This is a genomic window from Pseudomonas sp. BP01 (assembly GCF_022760795.1).
In the GTDB taxonomy this organism is placed as follows: Bacteria; Pseudomonadota; Gammaproteobacteria; order Pseudomonadales; family Pseudomonadaceae; genus Aquipseudomonas; species Aquipseudomonas putida_Q.
Genome location: NZ_JAFBKA010000034.1, coordinates 1 through 24,694, shown reverse-complemented (window position 1 = coordinate 24,694; position 24,694 = coordinate 1). Strand labels below are relative to the sequence as shown.

23 protein-coding genes are annotated in these 24,694 nt (G+C 62.6%); 1 reads left to right on the top strand and 22 read right to left on the bottom strand.

Translation table 11 applies throughout. The annotated features are described in order from the left end of the window. Nucleotides 1–70: 70 nt before the first annotated feature. From JOY50_RS23750 to JOY50_RS23720, 7 genes are all read right to left on the bottom strand, one after another. A complete protein-coding gene (locus JOY50_RS23750) occupies nucleotides 71–928 on the bottom strand; it encodes a peptidoglycan DD-metalloendopeptidase family protein (protein ID WP_132846917.1) in 858 nt (285 codons plus the stop codon). 239 nt (nucleotides 929–1,167) lie between these two features. Beyond that, the gene (locus JOY50_RS23745; protein WP_015269209.1) at nucleotides 1,168–1,806 is read right to left on the bottom strand and encodes a protein-L-isoaspartate(D-aspartate) O-methyltransferase; all 639 of its coding nucleotides are present in this window, start codon (nucleotides 1,804–1,806) and stop codon (nucleotides 1,168–1,170) included. A 35-nt stretch (nucleotides 1,807–1,841) separates the two neighbouring features. After that, nucleotides 1,842–2,591: a 5'/3'-nucleotidase SurE gene (surE, locus tag JOY50_RS23740; RefSeq protein ID WP_019472210.1), complete on the bottom strand. Its 750-nt coding sequence runs from the start codon at nucleotides 2,589–2,591 to the stop codon at nucleotides 1,842–1,844. After that, the gene (gene truD / locus JOY50_RS23735; protein ID WP_243055978.1) at nucleotides 2,579–3,637 is read right to left on the bottom strand and encodes a tRNA pseudouridine(13) synthase TruD; all 1,059 of its coding nucleotides are present in this window, start codon (nucleotides 3,635–3,637) and stop codon (nucleotides 2,579–2,581) included. Before truD ends, surE begins: the two co-directional genes overlap by 13 nt. After that, nucleotides 3,634–4,107, bottom strand: a complete 474-nt coding sequence (ispF, locus tag JOY50_RS23730; protein WP_019472208.1) for a 2-C-methyl-D-erythritol 2,4-cyclodiphosphate synthase — start codon at nucleotides 4,105–4,107, stop codon at nucleotides 3,634–3,636. The genes truD and ispF overlap by 4 nt, the downstream gene beginning before the upstream one ends. A 176-nt stretch (nucleotides 4,108–4,283) precedes the next feature. Continuing rightward, on the bottom strand, nucleotides 4,284–5,138 hold the full coding sequence (gene fghA / locus JOY50_RS23725; RefSeq protein WP_132846894.1) for an S-formylglutathione hydrolase: 855 nt from the start codon (nucleotides 5,136–5,138) through the stop codon (nucleotides 4,284–4,286). A gap of 8 nt (nucleotides 5,139–5,146) precedes the next feature. After that, nucleotides 5,147–6,259 (bottom strand): S-(hydroxymethyl)glutathione dehydrogenase/class III alcohol dehydrogenase, encoded by a 1,113-nt coding sequence (locus tag JOY50_RS23720; RefSeq protein WP_012270857.1) that lies wholly within the window; start codon nucleotides 6,257–6,259, stop codon nucleotides 5,147–5,149. Nucleotides 6,260–6,366: 107 nt separating this feature from the next. Here JOY50_RS23720 and JOY50_RS23715 point away from each other — a divergent pair, with 107 nt between their 5' ends. Beyond that, nucleotides 6,367–7,263, top strand: a complete 897-nt coding sequence (locus JOY50_RS23715) for a LysR substrate-binding domain-containing protein (RefSeq protein WP_019472206.1) — start codon at nucleotides 6,367–6,369, stop codon at nucleotides 7,261–7,263. A gap of 134 nt (nucleotides 7,264–7,397) precedes the next feature. Here the strand turns inward: JOY50_RS23715 and ispD are convergent, their stop codons facing one another. The 15 genes from ispD to bamA all read right to left on the bottom strand — a co-directional run. Next, a complete protein-coding gene (gene ispD, locus JOY50_RS23710) occupies nucleotides 7,398–8,105 on the bottom strand; it encodes a 2-C-methyl-D-erythritol 4-phosphate cytidylyltransferase (protein WP_019472205.1) in 708 nt (235 codons plus the stop codon). Next, nucleotides 8,102–8,383, bottom strand: a complete 282-nt coding sequence (gene ftsB / locus JOY50_RS23705; RefSeq protein WP_004375443.1) for a cell division protein FtsB — start codon at nucleotides 8,381–8,383, stop codon at nucleotides 8,102–8,104. Before ftsB ends, ispD begins: the two co-directional genes overlap by 4 nt. 168 nt (nucleotides 8,384–8,551) lie before the next feature. Continuing rightward, nucleotides 8,552–9,841, bottom strand: a complete 1,290-nt coding sequence (eno, locus tag JOY50_RS23700; RefSeq protein ID WP_019472204.1) for a phosphopyruvate hydratase — start codon at nucleotides 9,839–9,841, stop codon at nucleotides 8,552–8,554. A gap of 153 nt (nucleotides 9,842–9,994) precedes the next feature. Further along, nucleotides 9,995–10,840 (bottom strand): 3-deoxy-8-phosphooctulonate synthase, encoded by an 846-nt coding sequence (kdsA, locus tag JOY50_RS23695; protein WP_132846893.1) that lies wholly within the window; start codon nucleotides 10,838–10,840, stop codon nucleotides 9,995–9,997. Nucleotides 10,841–10,843: 3 nt separating this feature from the next. Then, nucleotides 10,844–12,472, bottom strand: coding sequence for a CTP synthase (locus JOY50_RS23690; RefSeq protein WP_016501153.1), 1,629 nt, complete (start codon nucleotides 12,470–12,472; stop codon nucleotides 10,844–10,846). A gap of 269 nt (nucleotides 12,473–12,741) precedes the next feature. Further along, nucleotides 12,742–14,025: a tRNA lysidine(34) synthetase TilS gene (gene tilS, locus JOY50_RS23685; RefSeq protein WP_243055976.1), complete on the bottom strand. Its 1,284-nt coding sequence runs from the start codon at nucleotides 14,023–14,025 to the stop codon at nucleotides 12,742–12,744. A 132-nt stretch (nucleotides 14,026–14,157) separates the two neighbouring features. Next, nucleotides 14,158–15,105 (bottom strand): acetyl-CoA carboxylase carboxyl transferase subunit alpha, encoded by a 948-nt coding sequence (accA, locus tag JOY50_RS23680; RefSeq protein ID WP_026034625.1) that lies wholly within the window; start codon nucleotides 15,103–15,105, stop codon nucleotides 14,158–14,160. A 107-nt stretch (nucleotides 15,106–15,212) separates the two neighbouring features. Beyond that, nucleotides 15,213–18,737, bottom strand: a complete 3,525-nt coding sequence (gene dnaE, locus JOY50_RS23675; protein ID WP_132846891.1) for a DNA polymerase III subunit alpha — start codon at nucleotides 18,735–18,737, stop codon at nucleotides 15,213–15,215. A gap of 177 nt (nucleotides 18,738–18,914) precedes the next feature. Next, a complete protein-coding gene (gene rnhB, locus JOY50_RS23670) occupies nucleotides 18,915–19,538 on the bottom strand; it encodes a ribonuclease HII (protein WP_019472999.1) in 624 nt (207 codons plus the stop codon). A gap of 1 nt (nucleotide 19,539) precedes the next feature. Beyond that, nucleotides 19,540–20,667, bottom strand: coding sequence for a lipid-A-disaccharide synthase (lpxB, locus tag JOY50_RS23665; protein WP_243055974.1), 1,128 nt, complete (start codon nucleotides 20,665–20,667; stop codon nucleotides 19,540–19,542). Between the two features lies 1 nt (nucleotide 20,668). Next, nucleotides 20,669–21,445 (bottom strand): acyl-ACP--UDP-N-acetylglucosamine O-acyltransferase, encoded by a 777-nt coding sequence (lpxA, locus tag JOY50_RS23660; protein ID WP_019473001.1) that lies wholly within the window; start codon nucleotides 21,443–21,445, stop codon nucleotides 20,669–20,671. Continuing rightward, nucleotides 21,442–21,882, bottom strand: coding sequence for a 3-hydroxyacyl-ACP dehydratase FabZ (gene fabZ / locus JOY50_RS23655; RefSeq protein WP_008094893.1), 441 nt, complete (start codon nucleotides 21,880–21,882; stop codon nucleotides 21,442–21,444). The genes lpxA and fabZ overlap by 4 nt, the downstream gene beginning before the upstream one ends. A gap of 114 nt (nucleotides 21,883–21,996) precedes the next feature. Continuing rightward, entirely contained in the window at nucleotides 21,997–23,052 is a 1,056-nt protein-coding gene (gene lpxD / locus JOY50_RS23650) for a UDP-3-O-(3-hydroxymyristoyl)glucosamine N-acyltransferase (RefSeq protein ID WP_132846889.1), read from the bottom strand. A 1-nt stretch (nucleotide 23,053) separates the two neighbouring features. Further along, nucleotides 23,054–23,557 carry an OmpH family outer membrane protein gene (locus JOY50_RS23645; protein ID WP_012270843.1) on the bottom strand — a complete coding sequence of 168 codons (504 nt, stop codon included), beginning with the start codon at nucleotides 23,555–23,557 and terminating at the stop codon, nucleotides 23,054–23,056. A 44-nt stretch (nucleotides 23,558–23,601) separates the two neighbouring features. Next, nucleotides 23,602–24,694: outer membrane protein assembly factor BamA (gene bamA / locus JOY50_RS23640; RefSeq protein WP_243055972.1), on the bottom strand; the 1,093-nt coding region annotated here is incomplete at its 5' end.

The window sequence follows — 24,694 nt, the reverse complement described above, 5'->3', positions numbered from 1 at the left end:
CGGCACCTTTATCCCTGGCAGCGCTGGAGCCTGTCCCCACTACATCACAGGAACAGGCCGGGTACAACGATCAACGGCGTGGCAGGAACTGGAGTGGATCGACGGGTTTGCCCTGGCGGCGAATCTCGAAATGCAGCTTCACCCGATCAGTGCCCGTGGACCCCATTTCAGCAATCGACTGCCCTGCCTTGACCTGCTGCCCCTCCCGAACCAACAGCCTGCGGTTATGACCGTAGGCACTGACGTAGGTATCGCTGTGTTTGATGATGATCAGCTCGCCGTAGCCCCTCAAACCACTCCCGGCGTAAACCACTGCACCATCAGACGCAGCAAAAACAGGCTGTCCCAAATCACCGGCGATATCAATGCCTTTATTCAAACTACCGTTTGAAGCAAATTTTCCAATCAGCACGCCGTTGGCAGGCCAGGTCCAGCCACCTACCGCGCGCTCCGCAGCTGGCACCGTGGCAACCACCGGCGCGCTGGTGATGGGGGCCGGCGTGGCCGGTTTGCCGGTGCTGGCAGGCGACGTGGGCGTGCTCCCCACGGGCCGCCGCGTGACCGTGGTGCGGCTCGACGAGGACGGGTTGGACACCACCGTTGTACTGCTGCTTGAACCACTGCTGAAACGAATCGCTTGGCCCGGGCGGATGGTATAAGGCGCCGGGATGCCATTGCGTGCAGCCAGCTCCTTGTAGTCCCAGCCATAGCGGAAGGCGATGGAGAACAGCGTGTCCCCAGGCTTGACGATGTACTGCCCGGACGTCACCGTCGGGCGCTTGGGCACAGTGTTGTTGCGGTCGACCACCCGCGCGCTGGTGTTACTGGTGCTCGAGCAACCCACCAGTAGCATGCCCATGGCCAGTGCAATCACCAGAAGCTTGAAACCCGACCCGTCCTTGCGCTGCCGAATGACTGTGTGACCCACCCGCGCTCCCCTCATGGTGCCGAAAAACGATATGAAGACAAGAAATGCAATATTGTTGCAATTATAACCAAGCCGGCCTGTATTGGCAGGCTGGCGCAAAAGGCTGTTGCAAACCCGAGGCGCGCACTGTGCGCTAGCGCTTTGCTCCGCCAGATAGACAGGGCGAAGCCACAAGAATTCGCCACCGGCGCAAAAATACCGCGCGGCTCATGCCGGCAGTGCCCAGCACGACGCAGCGCTCAGGCCAATGGGCCATTGAGCAGCGGCACGAAGCGCACGGCCCCCAGCACACGGCGGGAGAACCCATGTTCTTCGCGCACGATCAGCATCAGTTGCTGCGTTTCGCCGGCCGGCCCCACCGGAATCACCATGCGGCCACCGGGTGCCAGCTGGTCGAGCAGTGCCTGGGGCACTTCCGGCGCTACCGCGGTGACGATGATGCCGTTGTACGGCGCCAGCGCCGGCCAGCCTTCGCAACCATCGCCCCAGCGGAATACCACGTTGCGCAGGTTCAGCTCCACCAGGCGCTCTTTGGCCCGGTCCTGCAGCACCTTGATACGCTCCACCGAGAATACCCGCTCCACCAGCTGGGCCAGTATCGCTGTCTGGTAGCCCGAGCCAGTGCCGATCTCCAGCACCTTGTCCAGCGGACCGGCCTCGAGCAGCAGCTCGCTCATGTGGGCAACCATGAATGGCTGGGAGATGGTCTGGTTGTGGCCGATCGGCAGCGCGGTGTCTTCATAGGCACGATGCGCCAGTGCCTCGTCGACGAACAGGTGACGTGGGGTACGACGGATCACGTCGAGCACCTTGGTGTTCGACACACCCTCCTCGCACAGGCGCTGGATCAGCCGCTCCCGGGTACGCTGGGAGGTCATGCCGATGCCACGCCGCAGCATATCGTCCTCGCGCATCAGAGCACGCCCTCCAGCCAACCGTCGAGCTGCTCGAAGGCATCATTGAAGGTGCGGTCGAGTTGCAGCGGAGTGATCGACACGAAGCCTTGCATCACCGCATGGAAGTCGGTGCCCGGGCCGCCATCTTCGGCATCCCCGGCCACAGCGATCCAGTAGCCTTCCTTGCCGCGCGGGTTGACCACCTTGGTCGGTGCCGCCGCCCGCGCCCGGTGACCGAGGCGGGTAAGCTGGATGCCACGAATGTGCTCCAGCGGCAGGTTGGGGATATTGACGTTGAGTACCGTGCGTGGCGGCAGCACCAGACGTGACTGTGCCTCGACCAGCCGACGGGCGATGTAAGCCGCCGTCGGCAGGTTGTCCGGCTGACGCGACAGCAGTGAAAACGCCAGCGACGTGCCGCCAAGGAAACGGCCTTCCAACGCGGCGGCGACCGTACCCGAGTACAGCACGTCATCCCCCAGGTTGGCACCGAGGTTGATCCCCGACACCACCATGTCAGGCACCTGCGGCAACAACCCATTGAGCCCCAGGTGCACACAGTCGGTCGGTGTGCCGTTCAGGCTGATGAAGCCGTTGGCCAGGGTCTGCGGGTGCAGTGGCCGGTCCAGCGTCAGCGAACTGCTGGCGCCGCTCTTGTCTTGATCCGGGGCGATCACCGCGCACTCGGCGTAATCCGCCAGCGCAGCGTGCAGCGCGGCGATGCCGGGTGCGGTGACACCGTCGTCGTTCGAAATCAGAATACGCATGGGCTGTCCGTCTGCCCTGCCGACACCAGATCCACGACTTCGCGCACCACCACGGTGGCAAAGCATCCGGCCGGCAGGACGAATTCCAGTTGCAGGATATCAGGCTCGGGATAATGCCATGTCAGGCCGCCAATAGGGAGCCGCAAAATACGCCGTTCGTGATCCATGCCCGCCTGCGCCAACCACTGGCAAAGTGCCGGTTGCCGAGCGCCGACGGCATTTTCCAGCTGCGCGGTGGCGCCGCCTGCGGGCGAATTGCCCTCGCCCCACATCGCACCGGTCGGGTGCAGGTCGAGAATCGCCAGACGTGGGTCAGCGCATTCCGCCTCACCGGCCGGGAAGAAGCTACGGCTGTCGGTGAACGCCAGCAGGTCGCCGACCTGGGCCTCGGCCCAGCTACCTTCGACGACACGTGCAGCAAGGACCTGATTGAACAGGTAGCTGCGCCCGGCCGAAAGCAGCCGCGAACGCACGTTACGCTGCTCGGGCAATGCCTTGCGCGCGGCCCAGTCGAGGGCGTCATGGACGTTGCCCCCGCCGTGACCGAAGCGCTGGGTGCCGAAATAGTTGGGCACACCGTGCTGCTTGAGCTGTGCCAGGCGCGCATCCACAGCCTGGTGGTCGGCAGCGAGTGCCGTCAGGCGCAAGGTGAAGCCGTTGGCCGAATGCGCGCCGCGCTGCAGCTTGCGCTGGTGGCGCACCTGCTTGAGCACGCGCAGGCTGGCATCTTCAGCGCGCGACAGGTCTGGGTCGGCTTTGCCCGGCAGGTGCAGGCTGAACCACTGGCGGGTCAGGGCTTGACGGTCCTTGAGCCCGGCGTAGCTGATAGAGCGCACCGGCACGCCTGCGGCGCGCGCCAGGCGGCGGGCCGCCTCTTCGGTGTTCAGGTCACGCTTTTCGACCCACAGCCACAGGTGCTCGCCCTGGCCGGACAGTGGAATATCCAGCACTTCGTCGACCTGGAAGTCCTCAGCCACCGCCTTGAGGACGGCGGTGCCCAAAGGTTCGCCCGATGCACGCGGGCCCAGCAGTTCCAGTTCGGTCATGCTGCCAGCAACAGGGCGACCGAATGCACGGCTATCCCCTCCTCACGGCCGGTGAAGCCCAGCTTTTCAGTCGTGGTGGCCTTGACATTGACCTGGTCGAGTTCGACCTGCAGGTCTTCGGCGATCAGTTGGCGCATGGTCTCGATGTGCGGGGCCATCTTCGGCGCCTGGGCGACGATGGTGGCGTCGACATTGCCGACCTTCCAGCCCTTGGCCTTGACGATGCCGACCACATGGCGCAGCAGCACACGGCTGTCGGCACCCTTGAACTGTGGGTCGGTGTCGGGGAAGTGCTTGCCGATGTCGCCCAGCGCCGCGGCGCCCAGCAAGGCATCGCTCAGGGCGTGCAGCAGCACGTCGCCATCGGAGTGGGCCAGCAGGCCGTATTTGTGGGGGATACGCACCCCGCCCAAGGTAATGAAATCACCGTCGCAGAAACGGTGCACATCGTAGCCATGGCCAATACGCATAGAAAAACGCCCTGAATGAGTCAGGGCGTGATTCTACCTGCTTTTGAAGCATTGGGGCTGCTTCGCAGCCCATCGCCGGCAAGCCAGCTCCCACCTGGACCACATGGCCCTCGAGCCATGCACGGTACCTGTGGGAGCTGGCTTGCCGGCGATGAGGCAAATACCCCAGCTACGCCTTACACCCGCCCCAGTGCCACCGCATGATGGCGCAGGTGATCCTCGATGAAGCTGGCAATGAAGTAGTAGCTATGGTCATAGCCCGGCTGCAAACGCAGGGTCATTTCATGGCCCCCTTTGCGTGCCGCCTGCTCCAGCGCTTCAGGCTTTAGCTGCTTCTCGAGGAAGTCGTCACGGTCACCCTGGTCGACCAGCAACGGCGGGCATTGGCCAGCAGGGGTTTCGGCCAGCAGTACGCTGGCATCCCACTCACGCCAGCGCGCCCGGTCTTCACCCAGATAGCGGCTGAAGGCCTTCTCGCCCCACGGGCAATCCATCGGGTTGCTGATCGGCGAAAACGCCGAAACCGAGCGGTAACGCCCGGGGTTGCGCAAGGCGCACACCAGCGCGCCATGCCCACCCATGGAGTGGCCGCTGATGCTGCGCTCGCCCGACGCCGGGAAGTGCGCCTCGATCAGCGCCGGCAGCTCCTGCACCACATAGTCATGCATGCGGTAATGTTGGGCCCAGGGTTGCTGAGTGGCGTTGAGGTAGAAGCCCGCCCCCAGGCCGAAGTCCCAGGCGCCGTCCGGGTCGCCCGGCACCTGCTCGCCACGCGGGCTGGTGTCGGGGGCCACGATGATCAGCCCAAGCTCCGCGGCCATGCGCTGGGCGCCGGCCTTTTGCATGAAGTTCTCGTCGGTGCAGGTGAGGCCGCTAAGCCAGTACAGCACCGGCAACTTTTCGCCCTGCTCGGCCTGCGGTGGCAGGTACACAGCGAACACCATGTCGCAGCCCAGCACCTTGGAGTGATGCCGGTAACGCTTGTGCCAGCCGCCGAAGCTCTTCTGGCAGGAGATGTTATCCAGGCTCATGGCACACCTCAGAAGTGGATCACGCTGCGAATGCTCTTGCCTTCATGCATCAGGTCGAAGGCTTTGTTGATGTCCTCCAGGCCCATGGTATGGGTGATGAAGGTATCCAGCGGAATCTCGCCCTTCTCGGACATTTCCACGTAGCTTGGCAGCTCGCTGCGGCCACGCACGCCGCCGAATGCCGAACCACGCCAGACGCGGCCGGTGACCAGCTGGAACGGACGGGTGGCAATTTCCTGGCCGGCACCGGCTACACCGATGATGACCGACTCGCCCCAGCCTTTGTGGCAGCATTCCAGGGCGGCGCGCATCAGTTGCACGTTGCCGATGCACTCGAAGGAGAAGTCCACGCCACCGTCGGTGAGGTCGACGATCACCTCCTGGATCGGGCGGTCGTAGTCTTTCGGGTTGACGCAGTCGGTGGCACCCAGTTGGCGGGCGATCTCGAACTTGGCCGGGTTGATGTCGATGGCGATGATGCGCGAGGCCTTGGCCTTGACCGCTCCGATCACCGCCGAGAGGCCGATGCCGCCCAGGCCGAAGATGGCCACGGTGTCACCCGGCTTGACCTTGGCGGTGTTGAGCACCGCGCCGATACCGGTGGTGACGCCACAGCCCAGCAGGCAGACCTTTTCCAGGGGGGCTTCTTTCTGGATCTTGGCCACGGAAATTTCCGGCAGCACGGTGTACTCGGAGAAGGTCGAGGTGCCCATGTAGTGGAACAGCTGCTGGCCCTTGTACGAGAAGCGCGTGGTGCCGTCCGGCATCAGGCCCTTGCCCTGGGTAGCGCGAATGGCCTGGCACAGGTTGGTCTTGCCCGAGAGGCAGAACTTGCACTTGCCGCATTCCGGGGTGTACAGCGGGATCACGTGGTCGCCGACGGCCACCGAGGTCACGCCCTCGCCTACCGCTTCGACGATCGCGCCGCCTTCGTGACCGAGGATGGACGGGAAGATGCCTTCGGGGTCAGCACCGGACAGGGTATAGGCATCGGTGTGGCAGACACCACTGGCGACCACACGCAGCAGCACTTCACCGGCCTTGGGCATGGCCACGTCGACTTCGACGATTTCCAGGGGTTTCTTGGCTTCGAAGGCTACGGCAGCACGGGACTTGATCATCAAAGGTCTCCAGACAGAGGGTCGATTCAGTGACACAGTGTAATTCACCGCCTTTTGATGAATAATCAGGCCAAAGACAAAACATTATTGCCACACAGGGATAATCCATGAGCAACCGCTGGGAGGGCATCGACGAATTCGTCGCCGTGGCCGAATCGGGCCAGTTCACAGCGGCCGCCGAACGCCTGGGGGTTTCCTCTTCGCACATAAGCCGCCAGATCGCCCGGCTGGAGGAGCGCCTGCAGACGCGCCTACTGTACCGCAGCACGCGCCGGGTAACCCTGAGCGAGGCGGGGCAGACCTTTCTGCAGCATTGCCAGCGCTTGCAGGATGGCCGCGAGGAAGCCCTGCGTGCCATGGGCGACCTGGCCAGTGAACCCAAGGGGCTGCTGCGCATGACCTGCGCGGTAGCCTACGGCGAGCGCTTCATCGTGCCGCTGGTAACACGGTTCATGGCGCTGTACCCGCAGTTGCGGGTGGATGTGGAACTGAGCAACCACACCCTCGACCTGCTGCATGAGGGGATGGACCTGGCGATCCGCCTGGGCCGCCTGGCCGACTCTCGGCTGGTGGCCACTCGCCTGGCCCCGCGGCGCATGTACCTGTGCGCCTCGCCGGCCTACCTGGAACGTTACGGCCGGCCGCACAGCCTGTCGGAACTGGCGCGGCACAATTGCCTGGTGGGCAGTTCGGACTTGTGGGCGCTGCAGCAGGACGGCCGCGAGATCAGCCAGCGGATACAGGGCAACTGGCGCTGTAACAGCGGGCAGGCAGTGCTGGATGCGGCGCTGCAAGGGATAGGGTTGTGCCAGCTGCCGGATTATTACGTGCTGGAACACCTGAACAGTGGTGCGCTGGTGTCTTTGCTCGAAGCGCACCAGCCGCCGAATACGGCAGTGTGGGCGCTGTATCCGCAGCAGCGGCACCTGTCGCCGAAGGTGCGGCGGCTGGTGGATTACCTGAAGGAAGGGTTGGCGGGGTTGCCGGAATATCGCGGGATCTGATTGCAAAGGGGTCCGCTTCGCGGCCCAATCGCCGGCAAGCCAGCTCCCACAGGATCTCCACAGACCTGAGGGAATCGCGGTTACTGTGGGAGCTGGCTTGCCGGCGATTGGGCCGCGAGGCGGACCCGGCGATTTCAGCGCCTACCGGCCCAGCGCTGGCGCAACCATTCCAGGTCTTCGGGCCGGGTCACCTTGATGTTGTCACTGCGCCCTTCCACCAACCGCGGCGCCTGGCCGGACCATTCAATGGCAGAGGCCTCATCTGTCACCACCACATCCGATACCAGGCACTCGGCCAGCGCCCGATGCAACGCCCCCAGGCGGAACATCTGCGGCGTATACGCCTGCCAGATAGTACTGCGGTCCACGGTAGCGCTCACCCGGCCATTGCTGTCTGCACGCTTGAGGGTGTCGCGCGCCGGCACCGCCAGCAAGCCACCCACCGGGTCGTCTGCCAGCTCCGACAACAACTTGTCCAGGTCGCTGCGCGCAAGGTTCGGCCGCGCGGCATCGTGCACTAGCACCCAGTCGCTGTCCGAGGCGCCCTGGGCATGCAGCAACAGCAAAGCGTTGAGCACCGAGTCGGCGCGCTCACGCCCGCCCGTCGCGCGCTGGATGCGCGAGTCGCTGGCGCAACGCAGGGCTGGCCAGTACGGGTCATCTTCAGCAATGCTGACCACCACGCCATTGAGCGCCGGGTGGCCAAGAAAACAGTCGAGGCTGTGCTCGAGCAGGGTCTGCCCGGCCAGCTCCAGGTATTGCTTGGGGCGGTCGGCAGCCATGCGGGCACCAACGCCCGCAGCAGGAATCACGGCCCAGAAGGCCGGCAAGGTATCGATCATTTCTGTGGCAACTGGAAGAGGGTTTCGCCCTCTTTGACCATTCCCAATTCGTGGCGAGCCCGCTCTTCAACGGTCTCCATGCCTTTTTTCAGCTCCAGCACTTCGGCATCGAGCACACGGTTACGCTCCAGCAGCCGCTCGTTTTCGGCATGCTGCTCGGCAATCTGCTGCTTCAGCTCGGTCACTTGCGCCAGGCTGCCATTACCCACCCACAGGCGGTATTGCAGGCCACCCAGCAGCAGGAGCAGGACGAGGAACAACCAATAAGGACTGCGCATCTAGGTATCCAGGTTAAAAAGACCGCCGCACACTATGCATTTCAGGGTCTCGAATAGCACGAAGCCTGGCCGAGGCCAGGCTTCGTGGACAGAAACCCGTTGGAACGCAGTAAAGTTCAGTACGAACGTTCCTACAGCTCCGGCTGCTGTCTTTTTACCATCTCTTGCTTAGCCGCGAAACTCGGCACGACCACGGTAAACTGCTTTGGCACCCAGTTGCTCTTCGATGCGCAGCAGTTGGTTGTACTTGGACACGCGGTCGGAACGGCACAGCGAACCGGTCTTGATCTGACCGGCAGCGGTACCCACGGCCAGGTCGGCAATGGTCGAGTCTTCGGTTTCACCGGAACGGTGCGAGATCACCGCGGTGTAGCCGGCAGCCTTGGCCATCTGGATGGCTTCCAGGGTTTCGGTCAGCGAGCCGATCTGGTTGAACTTGATCAGGATCGAGTTACCGATGCCTTTCTCGATGCCTTCTTTGAGGATCTTGGTGTTGGTTACGAACAGGTCGTCGCCAACCAGCTGTACCTTCTCGCCGATCTTGTCGGTGAGGATCTTCCAGCCAGCCCAGTCGGACTCGTCCAGGCCGTCTTCGATCGAGATGATCGGGAAGCGCTCGGTCAGGCCTTTCAGGTACTCGGCGAAGCCTTCGGCATCGAACGACTTGCCTTCACCGGACAGGTTGTACTTGCCGTCTTCGTAGAACTCGGAAGCCGCGCAGTCCAGGGCCAGGGTCACGTCGGTGCCCAGCTTGTAGCCGGCTTTTTCAACGGCTTCGGCGATGGCAGCCAGGGCGTCTTCGTTGGAAGCCAGGTTAGGGGCGAAGCCGCCTTCGTCACCTACGGCGGTGTTCAGGCCACGGGCCTTGAGCACAGCTTTGAGGTGATGGAAGATTTCGGTACCCATGCGCAGGCCATCGGAGAAGGTCTTGGCACCAACCGGCTGAACCATGAACTCCTGGATGTCGACGTTGTTGTCGGCGTGCTCGCCACCGTTAATGATGTTCATCATCGGAACCGGCATCGAGTACTGGCCCGGGGTGCCGTTCAGGTTGGCGATGTGCGCGTACAGCGGCAGGTCCTGGTCCTGGGCTGCGGCCTTGGCGGCAGCCAGGGAAACAGCCAGGATGGCGTTGGCGCCCAACTTGGCCTTGTTCTCGGTACCGTCCAGTTCGATCATGGCGCGGTCCAGAGCCTTCTGGTCGGATGGGTCCTTGCCCAGCAGCAGGTCACGGATCGGGCCGTTGATGTTGCCGACGGCTTTCAGCACACCCTTGCCCAGGTAACGGCTCTTGTCGCCATCACGCAGCTCCAGCGCTTCGCGCGAGCCGGTGGAAGCACCGGACGGCGCGCAGGCGCTGCCGATGATGCCGTTGTCGAGCAGTACATCGGCTTCCACGGTGGGGTTGCCACGCGAATCGAGAACTTCACGACCTTTGATGTCGACGATTTTTGCCATTGTTGTAAGCACTCCAGAATTGACTAAAACAACCTAGCTTAAGAAATTCTTGCCGTTCACCAGGCGGATTTGCAGTGGGCAGGCCGGGTGAAGGGAGCCTCTGACCGATTGGTCAGGGGTGGATCGGGCGCTACTTTACCCGAGAAATGAGTTTTATGCGGTTTCTACCGTCGGAAAACTTTTCACCAGGTCGTCCAATTGCTTGATCTGGGCCAGGAATGGCTCCAGTTTGTCCAGGCGCAGGGCGCATGGACCATCGCACTTGGCGTTGTCCGGGTCGGGGTGGGCTTCGAGGAACAGGCCGGCCAGACCCTGGCTCATGCCAGCCTTGGCCAGGTCGGTGACCTGGGCGCGGCGGCCACCGGCGCTATCGCTGCGACCACCCGGCATCTGCAGGGCGTGGGTCACATCGAAGAACACCGGGTACTCGAACTGCTTCATGATGCCGAAGCCGAGCATGTCCACCACCAGGTTGTTGTAACCGAAGCTCGAACCGCGCTCGCAGAGGATCAACTGGTCATTACCGGCCTCTTCGCACTTGGCCAGGATATGTTTCATTTCCTGGGGTGCGAGAAACTGGGCCTTCTTGATGTTGATCACCACGCCGGTCTTGGCCATGGCCACCACCAGGTCGGTCTGCCGCGACAGGAAGGCCGGCAGCTGGATGATGTCGCATACCTTGGCAACGGGCTCGGCCTGACAAGGCTCGTGCACGTCGGTAATCACCGGCACGTTGAAGGTGCGCTTGATCTCCTCGAAGATCTTCAGCCCTGCTTCCATGCCCGGGCCACGGTAGGACGCCACCGACGAACGATTGGCCTTGTCGAAGCTGGCCTTGAACACGTACGGGATACCGAGCTTCTCGGTCACCCGCACGTATTCTTCGCAGACCTTCATTGCCAGGTCACGGGACTCCAGAACATTCATGCCGCCGAACAGGACGAACGGCTTGTCGTTGCCTATCTCGATATTACCGACACGAATGATCTTCTGGGGCATGGGTCAGGCCTTGTTCTTCTGAGCCAGGGCCGCCTTGACGAAACCGCTGAACAGCGGGTGGCCGTCACGCGGGGTGGAAGTGAACTCCGGGTGGAACTGGCAGGCGACGAACCATGGGTGGTCCTTTGACTCGACCACTTCCACCAGCGCGCCGTCTTCGGAACGACCGGAAACCACCAGGCCAGCATCGACCAGTTGCGGCAGCAGGTTGTTGTTCACTTCGTAGCGGTGACGGTGACGCTCGGTGATCACGTCCTTGTTGTAGCAGTCGTGCACTTTGGAGCCGGCGGCCAGCTGGCAATCCTGTGCGCCCAGGCGCATGGTGCCGCCCAGGTCCGAAGCCTCGGTACGGGTCTCGACGGCACCGGTGGCATCAGCCCACTCGGTGATCAGGCCGACTACCGGGTGGCCGCTGTTGCGGTCGAATTCGGTGGAGTTGGCGTCTTTCCAGCCCATCACGTTACGGGCGAACTCGATCACGGCCACCTGCATGCCCAGGCAGATGCCCAGGTACGGTACCTTGTTCTCACGGGCATACTGCACCGCGGTGATCTTGCCTTCCACGCCACGCAGGCCGAAACCGCCCGGTACCAGAATGGCGTCGGCACCTTCAAGCAGGCTGGTGCCCTGGTTCTCGATGTCTTCCGAATCGATGTAGCGCAGGTTGACCTTGGTGCGGTTGGTGATGCCGGCGTGGCTCATCGCTTCGATCAGCGACTTGTACGCATCCAGCAGCTCCATGTACTTGCCGACCATGGCGATGGTCACTTCATGCTCCGGGTTGAGCTTGGCATCGACCACCTTGTCCCACTCGGACAGGTCGGCACCATTGCACTGCAGGCCGAAACGCTCGACGACGAAGTCGTCCAGGCCCTGTGCGTGCAGCACGCCCGGGATCTTGTAGATGGTGTCGACGTCTTCCAGCGAAATGACTGCACGCTCTTCAACGTTGGTGAACAGCGCGATCTTGCGACGCGACGAGGCATCGACCGGGTGGTCGGAGCGGCAGATCAGCACGTCAGGCTGCAGGCCGATGGAGCGCAGCTCCTTGACCGAGTGCTGGGTCGGCTTGGTCTTGGTTTCGCCAGCGGTGGCGATGTACGGGACCAGGGTCAGGTGCATCAGCATGGCGCGCTTGGAGCCCACTTCGACGCGCAGCTGGCGAATCGCCTCGAGGAACGGCTGCGACTCGATGTCACCCACGGTACCGCCGATTTCCACCAGGGCCACGTCGGCATCGCCGGCGCCCTTGATGATGCGACGCTTGATTTCGTCGGTGATGTGCGGAATGACCTGGATGGTCGCGCCCAGGTAGTCACCACGACGCTCTTTACGCAGCACGTGCTCGTAAATGCGACCGGTGGTGAAGTTGTTGTTCTGGGTCATGGTGGTGCGGATGAACCGCTCGTAGTGGCCCAGGTCGAGGTCAGTCTCGGCGCCATCGTGGGTGACGAACACTTCACCGTGCTGGAACGGGCTCATGGTGCCCGGATCGACGTTGATGTACGGATCCAGCTTGAGCATGGTGACCTTCAGGCCCCGCGCTTCCAGGATGGCCGCCAGGGAAGCCGAGGCAATGCCTTTCCCCAATGAAGAAACAACACCGCCCGTGACGAATATGTAGCGCGTCATGAAAAACCCTAGAAGTCTGCGTTAAGGCGGCCAGCGCCGCCGGAGAAAGCGAAGGAAGGCCGAAGCCCCCGATCACCTGCGTCAATCACAGTGCATCTCGAAAAACTGTCGCGCCTGTACAGACCAGGGTTATCCCCGGCATGGAGCTCGCTCGTCATTTCTAGAATCAGCCCAGCAAAAAACTGCTTGGTAATCGGCAACCCCTGTGTTTTCGCGGAAGCCACAGAAGTTGTATCAAGAAGGGAGGGTAGTCTACCGGAATGTACCCTTCATCTCAAACCTTGCGCGCTCGTCGGCAACTGCCAATGCAGCTGGCAATCCGCCTGCACCAGCCTGGGCAGGTTGGCCACCGCCAGCAGGCGCTCGCCCTGATACAGCAAAGGCAGGCGCGGACGCAGGAAGTACGGCACCCGCTGCTCATTGAGCAGGCGCTTGAGGTCGCGCTGGCCGCGGCCGGGGACCTCCAGCATTTCGCCACCCTGGCGGTAGGCAATGCGCAGGCCAGCCAACGGCTCGGCGACATCAATACGCACCCTGCCGTTACCCGGCAGCACCAGGGGCTTGGCTGAATCCAGCCAAGCCATTTCGCCGACAGGCTGCTGCAGCCAGTCGCCGCTCAGCCACCAGATGCGTCCGTGGCTGCGCACCAATTGGCCATCGGCCAGCCGCCAGACCGGCTGGGCATCGGCGGCGGCATCGCGCAGGTCTGCCCAGCCGGCCCAATGCCGTGTGTCGGGCAAACGAGTGCGCCTGCTCAACCAATATTGCAGGGCATTGCGCTGACGGGCCGGCGATAGCGCCACCAGGGCGCCCAGGTCGAGGGATTCCAGCCCCGACCAGGCAACGGGCGCACCCTCCTGCGCAAGCGCCAGGTCGCCCTGGGCCAGTTCGTCCAGCAGTCCCAATGCTTCACCCAGATGCTCTGCGGCGCGGGCGAGGTTCTGCCCGGCCTGTGGCCAACGTTGCTGCAAGCGCGGGAACACATCGCCGCGCAGGTAGTTGCGGGCAAATTGTGTGTCGGTATTTGACGGGTCTTCGATCCATGCAAGCCCATTTACCCGGGCATAGTCATGCAGTTGCTGGCGTGAGCAACCCAGCAACGGCCTGACCAGGCTGCCCTGCCCTAGCGCCCGCTGCCCCGGCATCGCCGCCAGGCCACGCAGGCCTGCGCCGCGCAACAGGCGAAACAACAGGGTTTCGGCCTGATCATCGCGGTGCTGCCCGGTGAACAGAATGTCGCCCGGGCCCAGGGTTTGCCTGAAAGCGGCATAGCGGGCGTCGCGGGCAGCCTGTTCGAGGCTCGCGCCGGGGCTGACCTGGACGTGGATGACCTGAAGTTCGATGCCCAGATTGTCGCAGACGGCTTGGCAGTGGGCCGGCCAGGCGTCGGCAGCGGCTTGCAGGCCATGGTGGATGTGGATGGCGCGCAGCGGGGGGGATGCGTGGTTGCGGGCGTGGTTGGCCAGCAGGTGCAGGAGGACGGTGGAGTCGAGGCCGCCGGAAAAGGCAATGTACCAGGTAGGGGCTTGCAGCCAGGGGGTGAGGTTGATCATGAGGGCCTCACATGGCTTGAGATTGCCGGGGGTGCTTTGCACCCCATTCGCCGGCAAGCCAGGCTCCCACAGTGATCCTTGTGGGAGCCTGGCTTGCCGGCGGATGGGCCGCAGAGCGGCCCCGGTGGTATGTCAGAGGCCGTAGCTCATCAGGCGCTCGTAACGGCGAGCCAGCAGCGCGTCGTTATCGAACTTGCCGAGCATGTCCAGCTGCTCTATCAGGTCGGTGCGGATGCTTTCCGACACTTTCACCGGGTCACGGTGGGCGCCGCCCAACGGTTCCTGGATGACCTTGTCGACAATGTTCAGGCTCTTCAGGCGCTCGGCAGTGATGCCCATTGCCTCGGCTGCGTCAGCCGCCTTGTCGGCAGTCTTCCACAGGATCGAAGCGCAACCTTCCGGCGAGATCACCGAGTAGGTGGAGTACTGCAGCATGTTCAGCTGGTCACACACGCCAATCGCCAGAGCACCGCCCGAACCACCCTCACCGATCACGGTGGCGATGATCGGGGTTTTCAGGCGCGCCATGACGCGCAGGTTCCAGGCGATTGCTTCGCTCTGGTTGCGCTCTTCGGCGTCGATGCCCGGGTAGGCACCCGGGGTGTCGATGAAGGTCAGGATCGGCATCTTGAAGCGCTCGGCCATTTCCATCAGGCGGCAAGCCTTGCGGTAGCCTTCCGGGCGCGGCATGCCGAAGTTGCGGCGTACCTTCTCGCGCACTTCACGGCCCTTCTGGTGGCCGATGACCATGACCGGCTTGCCATCCAGGCGCGCGGTACCACCCACGATGGCGGCGTCGTCGGAGAAGTGACGGTCACCGTGCAGCTCTTCGAACTCGGTGAAGATGTGCTCCAGGTAGTCCAGGGTGTAAGGACGACGCGGGTGACGGGCCAGGCGCGCAATCTGCCAGCTGGTGAGGTTGCCGAAGATGCTTTCGGTCAGTGTGTTGCTCTTGTCTTGCAGACGGGCAATTTCATCGCTGATGTTCAGCGAGTTGTCGTTACCTACCAGGCGCAGGCCTTCGATCTTGGCTTGCAGGTCGGCAATCGGCTGTTCGAAATCGAGAAAATTCGGGTTCATAGTCATCCGTCTTGGGTCTACGGCCAGGCGGCCGGCCGGTTGATCCGTTTGGCGCCCTACCTTAAGGGATCAGGCGCATTCAGGTCGAGATTAAATTTTTTGTCGGTTCAACGATATTGCAGGAAGACGTTCTCACGCCCGAACTGGTCACGCAGCGCCTGAATCAGCCCGTCAGCCGGGTCGATCGACCACTGCTCACCGAACTGCAGCATGGCCTTGGCGTCGCTGCCGGTGTATTCCAGGGTGATCGGGCAAGCACCGCGATGGCGGGTGATCAGCTCGCCCAGCCACTTCAGCCGGTCGCCTTTCAGCGCCTCGTGCGCCACCTTCAGGCGCAGGCTCTCGGCCAGCTTGGTGCGCGCGTCTTCCATGGTCATCACCTGCTTCACCCGCAGGCGCAGGCCACCGGAGAAGTCATCGTTGCTGACCTCGCCTTCGACGACCACCATGGCATCAGCCTGCAGCAAGGACTGTGCCGCCATGAAGGAATCGGCGAACAGGGACGCCTCGATGCGCCCGGAGCGGTCATCCAGGGTGACGAAGCCCATCTTGTCGCCCTTCTTGTTCTTCATCACCCTCAAGGCAATGATCATGCCGGCGATGGTCTGGGTTTCGCGCGACGGCTTGAGGTCGATGATGCGCTGGCGGGCAAAGCGGCGGATCTCGGCCTCGTACTCGTCGATCGGGTGGCCGGTGAGGTACAGGCCCAGGGTGTCCTTCTCGCCCTTCAGGCGCTCCTTGAGGGTGAGTTCGCGCACCTTGCGGTGGTTGGCATAGACGTCCACTTGCGCTTCATCGAACATGCTGCCAAACAGGTCGACATGGCCACTGTCCGCCGTATGGGCCGCCTGCTCGGCAGCCTTGATGGCTTCACCCAGCGCCGAGAGCAAGGTTGCACGGTTGATGTCGATGTTGGCCTGATAGGCCTTGATCTCATCATGGAAGTGCGGGCCCAGGCGGTCCAGGGCGCCGCTGCGCACCAGTGCGTCCAGGGTGCGCTTGTTGACCCGCTTGAGGTCGATGCGCTCGCAGAAATCGAACAGGTCCTTGAACGGGCCACCCTCGGCACGCGCCTCGACGATCGCTTCCACCGGGCCTTCGCCGACGCCCTTGATGGCGCCCAGGCCATAGACGATACGGCCGTCGTTATTGACGGTGAACTTGAAGTCGGAGAAGTTCACGTCCGGCGCGTCGAGGCGCAGCTTCATGCTGCGCACCTCTTCGACCAGCACCACCACCTTGTCGGTGTTGTGCATATCCGCCGACAGCACGGCAGCCATGAACGGCGCCGGGAAGTGGGTTTTCAGCCAGGCCGTCTGGTAGGACACCAGGCCATAGGCGGCGGAGTGGGATTTGTTGAAGCCATAACCCGCAAACTTTTCTACCAGGTCAAAGATGTTACCGGCCAGGTCGGCATCGATGCCGTTGTTGGCGCAACCCTCGATGAAGCCACCACGCTGCTTGGCCATTTCCTCGGGTTTTTTCTTACCCATGGCCCGGCGCAGCATGTCTGCACCACCGAGGGTGTAGCCCGCCATCACCTGGGCGATCTGCATCACCTGTTCCTGGTACAGGATGATGCCATAGGTAGGTGCCAGCACCGGCTGCAGGCCGTCATACTGGTAATCCGGGTGCGGATAGGCCAGCTCGGCGCGGCCGTGTTTGCGGTTGATGAAGTCGTCCACCATGCCCGACTGCAGCGGGCCTGGGCGGAACAGCGCCACCAGTGCGATAAGGTCTTCAAGGCAGTCGGGCTTGAGCTTCTTGATCAGCTCCTTCATGCCCCGGGATTCAAGCTGGAATACCGCAGTGGTTTCGGCTTTTTGCAGTAGCTCGTATGTCTTGCGGTCATCCAGCGGGATGAAGTCGATGTTGAGATCTGGCAGGTTTTTCTTGGCCTGCTCGCGGTTGATGATCTCCATCGCCCACTTGATGATGGTCAGGGTCCGCAGGCCGAGGAAGTCGAACTTGACCAGGCCGGCGGCCTCGACGTCGTCCTTGTCGAACTGGGTTACCAGGCCGCCGCCCTCTTCGTCACAGGCGATCGGCGAAAAATCGGTAAGCTTGGTCGGCGCGATAACCACACCACCGGCGTGCTTGCCGGTCCCCCGGGTGACGCCTTCCAGCTTCAGCGCCATGTCCCAGATTTCGCGGGCATCCTCGTCGCCCTTGAGGAAGTCGCGCAGGATTTCTTCCTGCTCGTAGGCCTTCTCCAGGGTCATGCCCACTTCGAACGGGATCATCTTCGACAGGCGGTCGGCCAGGCCATAGGACTTGCCCTGCACCCGCGCCACGTCACGCACTACCGCCTTGGCGGCCATGGTACCAAAGGTGATGATCTGGCTGACGGCATTGCGCCCGTAGGCATCGGCCACGTATTCGATTACCCGATCCCGGCCGTCCATGCAGAAGTCGACGTCGAAGTCGGGCATGGAAACACGTTCAGGGTTGAGGAAGCGCTCGAACAGCAAGTCGTAGGCCAACGGGTCGAGGTCGGTGATCTTCAGCACGTAGGCCACCAGCGAGCCCGCACCCGAACCACGGCCAGGCCCAACCGGCACCCCGTTGTTCTTGGCCCACTTGATGAAGTCCATCACGATCAGGAAGTAACCGGGGAAGCCCATCTGGATAATGATGTCCAGCTCGAACTTCAGGCGGTCCAGGTACACCTGGCGCTTCTCTTCGTAATTGGGTGTGGTGTCTTTCGGCCACAACACCGCCAGGCGCTCTTCCAGGCCTTCGTGGGACACATGCCGCAGGTAGTCGTCAATGCCCATACCGTTCGGCGTGGGGAAGTCGGGCAGGAAGTGCTTGCCCAGTTGCACCTGGATGTTGCAGCGCTTGGCGATCTCGACGGTATTGGCGATGGCATCGGGCAGGTCGCTGAACAGCTCGGCCATTTCCTCGGCCGATTTCAGGTACTGCTGATCACTGTAGCCACGCGGGCGGCGCGGGTCATCAAGGGTCCAGCCCTCGCCAATGCACACGCGGGTTTCGTGTGCGTCGAAGTCCGCCTGCTTGATGAAACGCACGTCGTTGGTGGCCACCAGCGGGGCGCCACACCTGTCGGCCAGGGCCACCGCCGCGTGCACGTATTCTTCGTCGCGGGCGCGGTTGGTGCGCTGCACTTCAACGTAGAAGCGCTCGGGGAACATACCCATCCAGTCTTGCAGCAGGGTCTGGGCTTCTTCGTCCCGGCCGGACAACAAGGCCATGCCGATATCGCCTTCCTTGCCCGCCGACAGGGCAATCAGGCCCTCGCTGGCGGGGGCGATCCATTCACGCTGAAGGATGACCAGGCCGTTGCGCTGGCCTTCGGTCCAGCCACGCGAGATCAACTCGGTGAGGTTGCGGTAACCCTTGGCGTCCATGGCCAGGAAGCAGATGCGTGACAGCGGGGCTTCCGGGTCGGCACCGGCCAGCCACAGGTCGGCACCACAGATCGGCTTGATGCCCGCGCCCATGGCGGTCTTGTAGAACTTCACCAGCGAGCACATGTTGCTCTGGTCGGTGATCGCCACCGCCGGCATGTTCATCCCGGCCAGCGCCTTGGCCAGCGGTTTGATCCGCACCAGGCCGTCGACCAGCGAGAATTCGGAGTGGACGCGCAGGTGAACGAAGGGAACCGACATGGAAGATCCTGTAGCAGTGCTTAACGACAAGGGCGGGATTGTAGCTTAAATGGGCGGGGATTTTGGGGCTGCTTCGCAGCCCTTTGCGGGCACGCCCGCTCCCACAGGGATATCATCGCCCTCAGGAACGGCGCTGCACCTGTGGGAGCGGGCGTGCCCGCGAAGGGCCCTGTCAGGTCAGATCAGAGAATCTGTGACGCCTTCGCGTGCTTCCCAGGCCGCACGCACCGGGGCAAAGGAACGCCGATGGATGGGCGTAGGGCCCAGACGCGCGAGCGCCTCAAGGTGCACCGGGGTCGGGTAACCCTTGTGCCCGCCGATGCCATACCCTGGGTAGATCAGCTCGAACGCGCTCATCTCACGGTCACGGCTTACCTTGGCCAGGATAGAGGCAGCCGCAATAGCCGGCACCTGGCTATCGCCTTTGACCACCGGCGACGCCGGTACGGCCAGCTTCGGGCAACGGTTGCCATCGATCAGGGCCAGCTTGGGGGTAATGTGCAGGCCTTCCACCGCACGCTGCATGGCCAGCATCGTGGCCTGCAGGATGTTCAGGCGGTCGATTTCCTCGACCTCTGCACGGGCGATGCAGAAACTCAGGGCCTTTTCACAGATCTCGTCGAACAACGCCTCGCGCTTGGCTTCGGTGAGTTTCTTCGAGTCGTTCAGGCCGAGGATCGGGCGCGCCGGATCAAGGATCACCGCCGCCGTCACCACTGCGCCGCACAGCGGGCCGCGGCCCACTTCGTCAACGCCGGCGACCAGGTCTTCGACCAGGTTGAAGTCCAGTCCAATTTGCATGTCAGCGGTCCTTGACCAAGGCCAGTACCGCCTCGGCCGCCTGGTTGGAGGCGTCACGGCGCAGGGTGCGGTGTATTTCGTCGAAACGTTCGGTCTGCTGGCTGCCATCGCGTACCAGTGGCGCAAGCGTGTTGGCCAGGGCATCGCTGGTGGCGGCGTCCTGCAACAGTTCGGGCACCAGTTCGCGCTGGGCGAGCAGGTTCGGCAATGACACGTATGGGCTCTTTACCAGGCGCTTGAGGATCCAGTAGGTCAACGGCGCCAGACGGTAGGCCACCACCATTGGCCGCTTGTACAGCAACGCTTCAAGGGTGGCTGTACCCGAAGCGATCAAGACCGCATCACAGGCCGCCAGCGCCTGGTGCGACTGACCATCGAGCAGGGTCAGCGGTAGCTGGCGCTCTTCGAGCATCTGTTCAACCTGGGTACGCCGTGCGGCGTTGGCACAGGGCAGCACGAACTGCACACCCGGTACCTGCTGCTGCAGGCGTTCGGCGGCGTCGAGGAACAACGCCCCCAGGCGCCCTACTTCGCCGCCCCGGCTGCCGGGCATCAGCGCAACCACCGGCCCCTCGCCCAGGCCAAGCGCAGCACGTGCTGCCGGGCGATCGGCTTCAAGCGGTATGGTGTCGGCCAGCGGGTGACCGACAAAGCGCACCGGCACGCCCTGCTCTTCATAGAACCGCGCCTCGAACGGCAGCAGGGTCAGCATCAGGTCGCAACCTTCGCGAATCTTCAACACACGCTTCTGCCGCCAGGCCCAGACAGACGGGCTGACGTAATGCACGGTCTTGATCCCGACCTGACGCAGTTTCAGTTCGATGTTGAGGGTGAAGTCCGGGGCGTCGATACCAATGAAGACATCCGGCTTTGCGTCGATCAGTGTCTGGATCAGCAGCTTGCGGCGTTTGAGCAGCTCGCGCAGGCGTCCCAGCACTTCGACCAGGCCCATGACCGCCAGGCGCTCCATGGGGAAGTACGATTGCAGGCCTTCGGCTTCCATCAAAGGGCCGCCAACGCCAATGAAACGTACATCGGGATGGCGTGCCTTGAGGGCACGCATCAAGCCTGACCCAAGAATATCGCCGCTGGCCTCACCTGCGACCAAGGCTACGCAAAGCGGGGCCATGTCAGCGGGTGATGCCGCGGGCGGAGTTCACGATCGACTGACGGAACAGGTCGACCTCAGGGTGCTTCGCCGCCATTTCGGCCAGTTCCTTGAGCGCGTCTTCGACGGTCAGGCCCTGACGATAGACAATCTTGTAGCAACGGCGCAGCACGTGGATCACCTCGTCGCTGAAACCGCGGCGGCGCATGCCTTCGAAGTTCATGCTGCGGGCTTCGGCCGGGCTGCCGAACACGGTGACGAAGGCCGGGACGTCCTTGCCGATTGCCGTGCCCATGCCGGAAAACGCGTGGGCACCGATATGGCAGTACTGATGCACCAGCGTGTAGCCGGACAGGATCGCCCAGTCACCCACGTGCACATGGCCGGCCAAGGCCGTGTTGTTGACCAGGATGCAGTGGTTGCCGATGACGCTGTCGTGGCCGATGTGGGCATAGGCCATGATCAGGTTGTGATCGCCTACGGTGGTTTCCGCACGGTCCTGAACGGTGCCGCGGTGGATGGTCACCCCTTCGCGGAACACATTATGATCGCCGATCACCAGGCGCGTCGGCTCACCCTTGTACTTGAGGTCCGGGGTATCTTCGCCAATCGAGGAAAACTGAAAGATACGGTTGTGCTTGCCGATACGGGTCGGCCCTTTGAGCACAACATGCGGGCCGATAACGGTACCCTCCCCGATTTCCACATCGGGGCCAACGATCGACCAAGGGCCGACCTCGACACCATCGGCCAGCTTGGCCGACGGGTCGATAATGGCCCGAGGATCAATCGAATTCATAGGGAGCGTTCCGCGCATGTGATCTGTGCCGAGCAAACCGGCTTGCCGTCGACCAGGGCGCGGCACTCGAACTTCCAGATCATGCTCTTGCGGCTGAGGAACTTGGCTTCCAGCACCAACTGGTCACCCGGCAATACCGGCTGACGGAAACGCAGCTTGTCGGAGCCGACGAAGTAGTACAGGGTGCCATCAGCCGGCTTGGCATCGAGCATCTTGAAACCGAGGATGCCGGCCGCCTGAGCCATGGCCTCAATGATCAAAACGCCCGGCATGATCGGGTGCGCCGGGAAATGGCCGTTGAAGAACGGCTCGTTGATGCTGACATTCTTGTAGGCACGAATGCTCTGGGCCTCGAAGTCCAGATCCGTCACCCGGTCCACCAGCAGGAACGGGTAACGGTGAGGCAGGTATTCGCGAATCTCGTTGATGTCCATCATTTCGGGGGGGAAGCCTGTAATAAGAATAGGGAGCGCAGGTGCTGAACACACGCTCCTTTAGCAATCCAAAGAGGAGCCAGCTAGCGACTGTTCACTCTTGCTCAGGGAATGGTATCAGCCTTCTGATGTCGGCAGGCCACCTGAGGTCACGGTATCGACGCGTTTTTCCAGCTGCTGAAGACGCTTGGCCATGTCATCCAGCTGGCGGATGCGCGCAGCGCTCTTGCGCCAGTCAGCCAAAGGCTGCATGGCTGTGCCGGATGAATAGGAACCGGGTTCAGTGATCGAACGGGTTACCATCGTCATCCCGGAAACAAATACGTTATCGCAAATATCAATGTGCCCTACCAGGCCCACGCCCCCGGCCAGCATGCAATGCTTGCCGATGCGCGTACTGCCGGAAATGCCCACACAAGCGGCCATGGCCGTGTGGTCACCGATCTGCACGTTGTGGGCGATCTGGATCTGGTTGTCGAGCTTGACCCCGTCGCCGATCCGCGTGTCGGACAGCGCACCACGGTCAACCGCAGTATTGACGCCGATTTCCACATCGTCACCGATGGTCACGCCACCGATCTGGGCAATCTTGCGCCACACACCTTTCTCGTTGGCAAAGCCGAAGCCTTCACCACCGATAACGGCACCCGACTGGATGACCACGCGCTTGCCGATGGTCACGTCATGGTACAGCGTGACCCGCGGGGCAAGCCAACCACCTTCACCGATCACGCAACGCGCACCGACCACGCAATGAGCACCCACGGTGACATTGGCGTCGATACGCGCACCGCTTTCGATGACCGCGAACGGCCCGATGCTGGCGCTCGCATCCACCTGAGCGTCCCCTGCCACCACGGCGCTGGGATGAATACCCGCCACAGCCTTGGGTTTGGGGTCGAACAGGTGGGAGATGCGTGCGTAAGCCAGGTACGGATCGGCGACGATCAGTGCATTGCCGGCAAAGCCTTCGGCATCCGCAGCCTTCAGCAATACCGCAGCGGCCTGGCTTTCATCCAGGAATTTGCGGTATTGCGGGTTGGCGAGGAAGCTCAATTGACCGGGGCCAGCCTCCTGCAAGGTGGCCAGCCCGGTAATCTGCATCCCCTCGGGCCCCTTGAGGGTGGCACCGAGGGCCTCGGCCAGCTGGCCTAGCGTCATGGTCACACTCATATCAACGGGCTTGGTTCATGCGCTCGATGACCTGGCGGGTGATGTCGTACTGAGGCTTGACATCGATGACCGCACCACGCTCGAGGACCAGGTCGAAACCGCCCTTCTTGATCACTTCCTCAACAGCGCCATCCAGCTTCGGCTTCAGTTGCTTGAGCATGTCGCGGTCAGCAACGGCTTTGGCTTCGTTCAGCTCCTTGGACTGGAACTGGAAGTCACGGGCCTTTTGCTTGAACTCGAGCTCCAGGCGCTCACGCTCCTGCTGCTGCATCTTGTCGCCGCCCTTGATCAGACGGTCCTGAATGCCCTTGGCGCTGCTTTCCAGGCTTTTCAGCTTGGTCAGTTGCGGACCGAACTTCTTCTCGGCATCAACCGCGTATTTCTTGGCGGCATCCGACTCGAGGAGGGCCATCTGATAGTTCAGGACGGCAACCTTCATTTCGGCGAACGCCGGGGTGGCGACCAGCGCCGCGGCCACTACGGCCAGTTGAGCCAATTTACGCACGATGCACTCCTGGATAAACCGTTGTCATTAAGCAGGGGCCGACCTTAGAAGGTCTGGCCCAGAGAGAATTGGAACACCTGGGTATCGGCATCGTCCGGCTTCTTGACCGGCATTGCCAGGCTGAAGCTCAGCGGGCCCAGTGCGGTAATCCAGGTCACACCCAGGCCGACCGAACTGGCCATGCCCGAGAAGCCGACCTTTTCGCAATCAGGCTTGTTACCGCAATTGGTGTCGAACACGTTACCCACATCCCAGAACACGGAGGTGCGCAGCGAACGCTGGTCCTTGACGAACGGCAGCGGGAACAGCAACTCGACGCCACCTTGCACCAGCACGTTACCACCGAACGGCAACGGATCCTGATCCGGGTCGGCGATGGTGCCAGGTTTGCCTCCTGGGTTGCCTTCACCGCGGCTCGGGGTGCTGCGCGGGCCCAGGCTGCTGTCCTTGAAGCCACGCACGGAGTTGAAGCCACCTGCGAAGTAGTTCTCGTAGAACGGCAGGCCCGAAGTACTGCCATAACCATCACCATAGCCCAGCTCGGTGTGCAGGCGCAGGGTGTAGTCGTTGCTGATCGGCTGGAACAGCTGGCCACGGTAGTCGAGCTTGAAGAACGACAGGTCGCTGCCCGGAATCGTGGATTCCAGGGTCAGGCTTTGCGAGTGACCGCGGGTGGCCAGCACGCCTTTGTTCAGGGTCGACTCGGACCAGCCGATCGAGGCCTTGAAGTTCAGGAAGTTGTCGCCCTCCTGGTCGAGGAAGTCGAAGATCTCGTCGACGGTGTACTTGCCGGTCTTGATCTTGTCCTGCTGCACGCTCAGGCCGTAGGTCAGGCGCGAGGTTTCGCTGATCGGGTAGCCCAGGCTCACACCGGCACCGTAGCTGTCCACCGCATAGCTGGCCACGTCGACGTCAAGGTCGTCGTAGTCGGTGCTGCGGTAGAAGGCGTTGTAGCCCAGGCTGACGCCATCGGCAGTGAAGTAGGGGTCCACGAAGCCGAAGTTGTAGCGGGTCTGGTATTCCGAACGGGTCAGGCCGATGGACACCTTGTTACCGGTACCGAGGAAGTTGCTCTGGCTGATCGAACCACCCAGGATCAGGCCGGCGCTCTGGGCGAAACCGACGCTGGCGGTGATC

Excerpts from the sequence above, each read along its gene's own strand:
- fabZ (WP_008094893.1), bottom strand. The coding sequence starts at position 21,882 with ATGATGGACATCAACGAGATTCGCGAATACCTGCCTCACCGTTACCCG.
- fghA (WP_132846894.1), bottom strand. The coding sequence starts at position 5,138 with ATGAGCCTGGATAACATCTCCTGCCAGAAGAGCTTCGGCGGCTGGCAC.
- rnhB (WP_019472999.1), bottom strand. The coding sequence starts at position 19,538 with ATGCAAATTGGACTGGACTTCAACCTGGTCGAAGACCTGGTCGCCGGC.
- accA (WP_026034625.1), bottom strand. The coding sequence starts at position 15,105 with ATGAACCCGAATTTTCTCGATTTCGAACAGCCGATTGCCGACCTGCAA.
- JOY50_RS23690 (WP_016501153.1), bottom strand. The coding sequence starts at position 12,472 with ATGACGCGCTACATATTCGTCACGGGCGGTGTTGTTTCTTCATTGGGG.
- lpxA (WP_019473001.1), bottom strand. The coding sequence starts at position 21,445 with ATGAATTCGATTGATCCTCGGGCCATTATCGACCCGTCGGCCAAGCTG.
- JOY50_RS23720 (WP_012270857.1), bottom strand. The coding sequence starts at position 6,259 with ATGATCAAGTCCCGTGCTGCCGTAGCCTTCGAAGCCAAGAAACCCCTG.
- eno (WP_019472204.1), bottom strand. The coding sequence starts at position 9,841 with ATGGCAAAAATCGTCGACATCAAAGGTCGTGAAGTTCTCGATTCGCGT.
- ftsB (WP_004375443.1), bottom strand. The coding sequence starts at position 8,383 with ATGCGCAGTCCTTATTGGTTGTTCCTCGTCCTGCTCCTGCTGCTGGGT.
- truD (WP_243055978.1), bottom strand. The coding sequence starts at position 3,637 with ATGACCGAACTGGAACTGCTGGGCCCGCGTGCATCGGGCGAACCTTTG.
- dnaE (WP_132846891.1), bottom strand. The coding sequence starts at position 18,737 with ATGTCGGTTCCCTTCGTTCACCTGCGCGTCCACTCCGAATTCTCGCTG.
- tilS (WP_243055976.1), bottom strand. The coding sequence starts at position 14,025 with ATGATCAACCTCACCCCCTGGCTGCAAGCCCCTACCTGGTACATTGCC.
- lpxD (WP_132846889.1), bottom strand. The coding sequence starts at position 23,052 with ATGAGTGTGACCATGACGCTAGGCCAGCTGGCCGAGGCCCTCGGTGCC.
- JOY50_RS23745 (WP_015269209.1), bottom strand. The coding sequence starts at position 1,806 with ATGACCTCCCAGCGTACCCGGGAGCGGCTGATCCAGCGCCTGTGCGAG.
- JOY50_RS23715 (WP_019472206.1), top strand. The coding sequence starts at position 6,367 with ATGAGCAACCGCTGGGAGGGCATCGACGAATTCGTCGCCGTGGCCGAA.
- ispD (WP_019472205.1), bottom strand. The coding sequence starts at position 8,105 with ATGATCGATACCTTGCCGGCCTTCTGGGCCGTGATTCCTGCTGCGGGC.
- kdsA (WP_132846893.1), bottom strand. The coding sequence starts at position 10,840 with ATGCCCCAGAAGATCATTCGTGTCGGTAATATCGAGATAGGCAACGAC.
- surE (WP_019472210.1), bottom strand. The coding sequence starts at position 2,591 with ATGCGTATTCTGATTTCGAACGACGACGGTGTCACCGCACCCGGCATC.
- lpxB (WP_243055974.1), bottom strand. The coding sequence starts at position 20,667 with ATGGCCCCGCTTTGCGTAGCCTTGGTCGCAGGTGAGGCCAGCGGCGAT.
- ispF (WP_019472208.1), bottom strand. The coding sequence starts at position 4,107 with ATGCGTATTGGCCATGGCTACGATGTGCACCGTTTCTGCGACGGTGAT.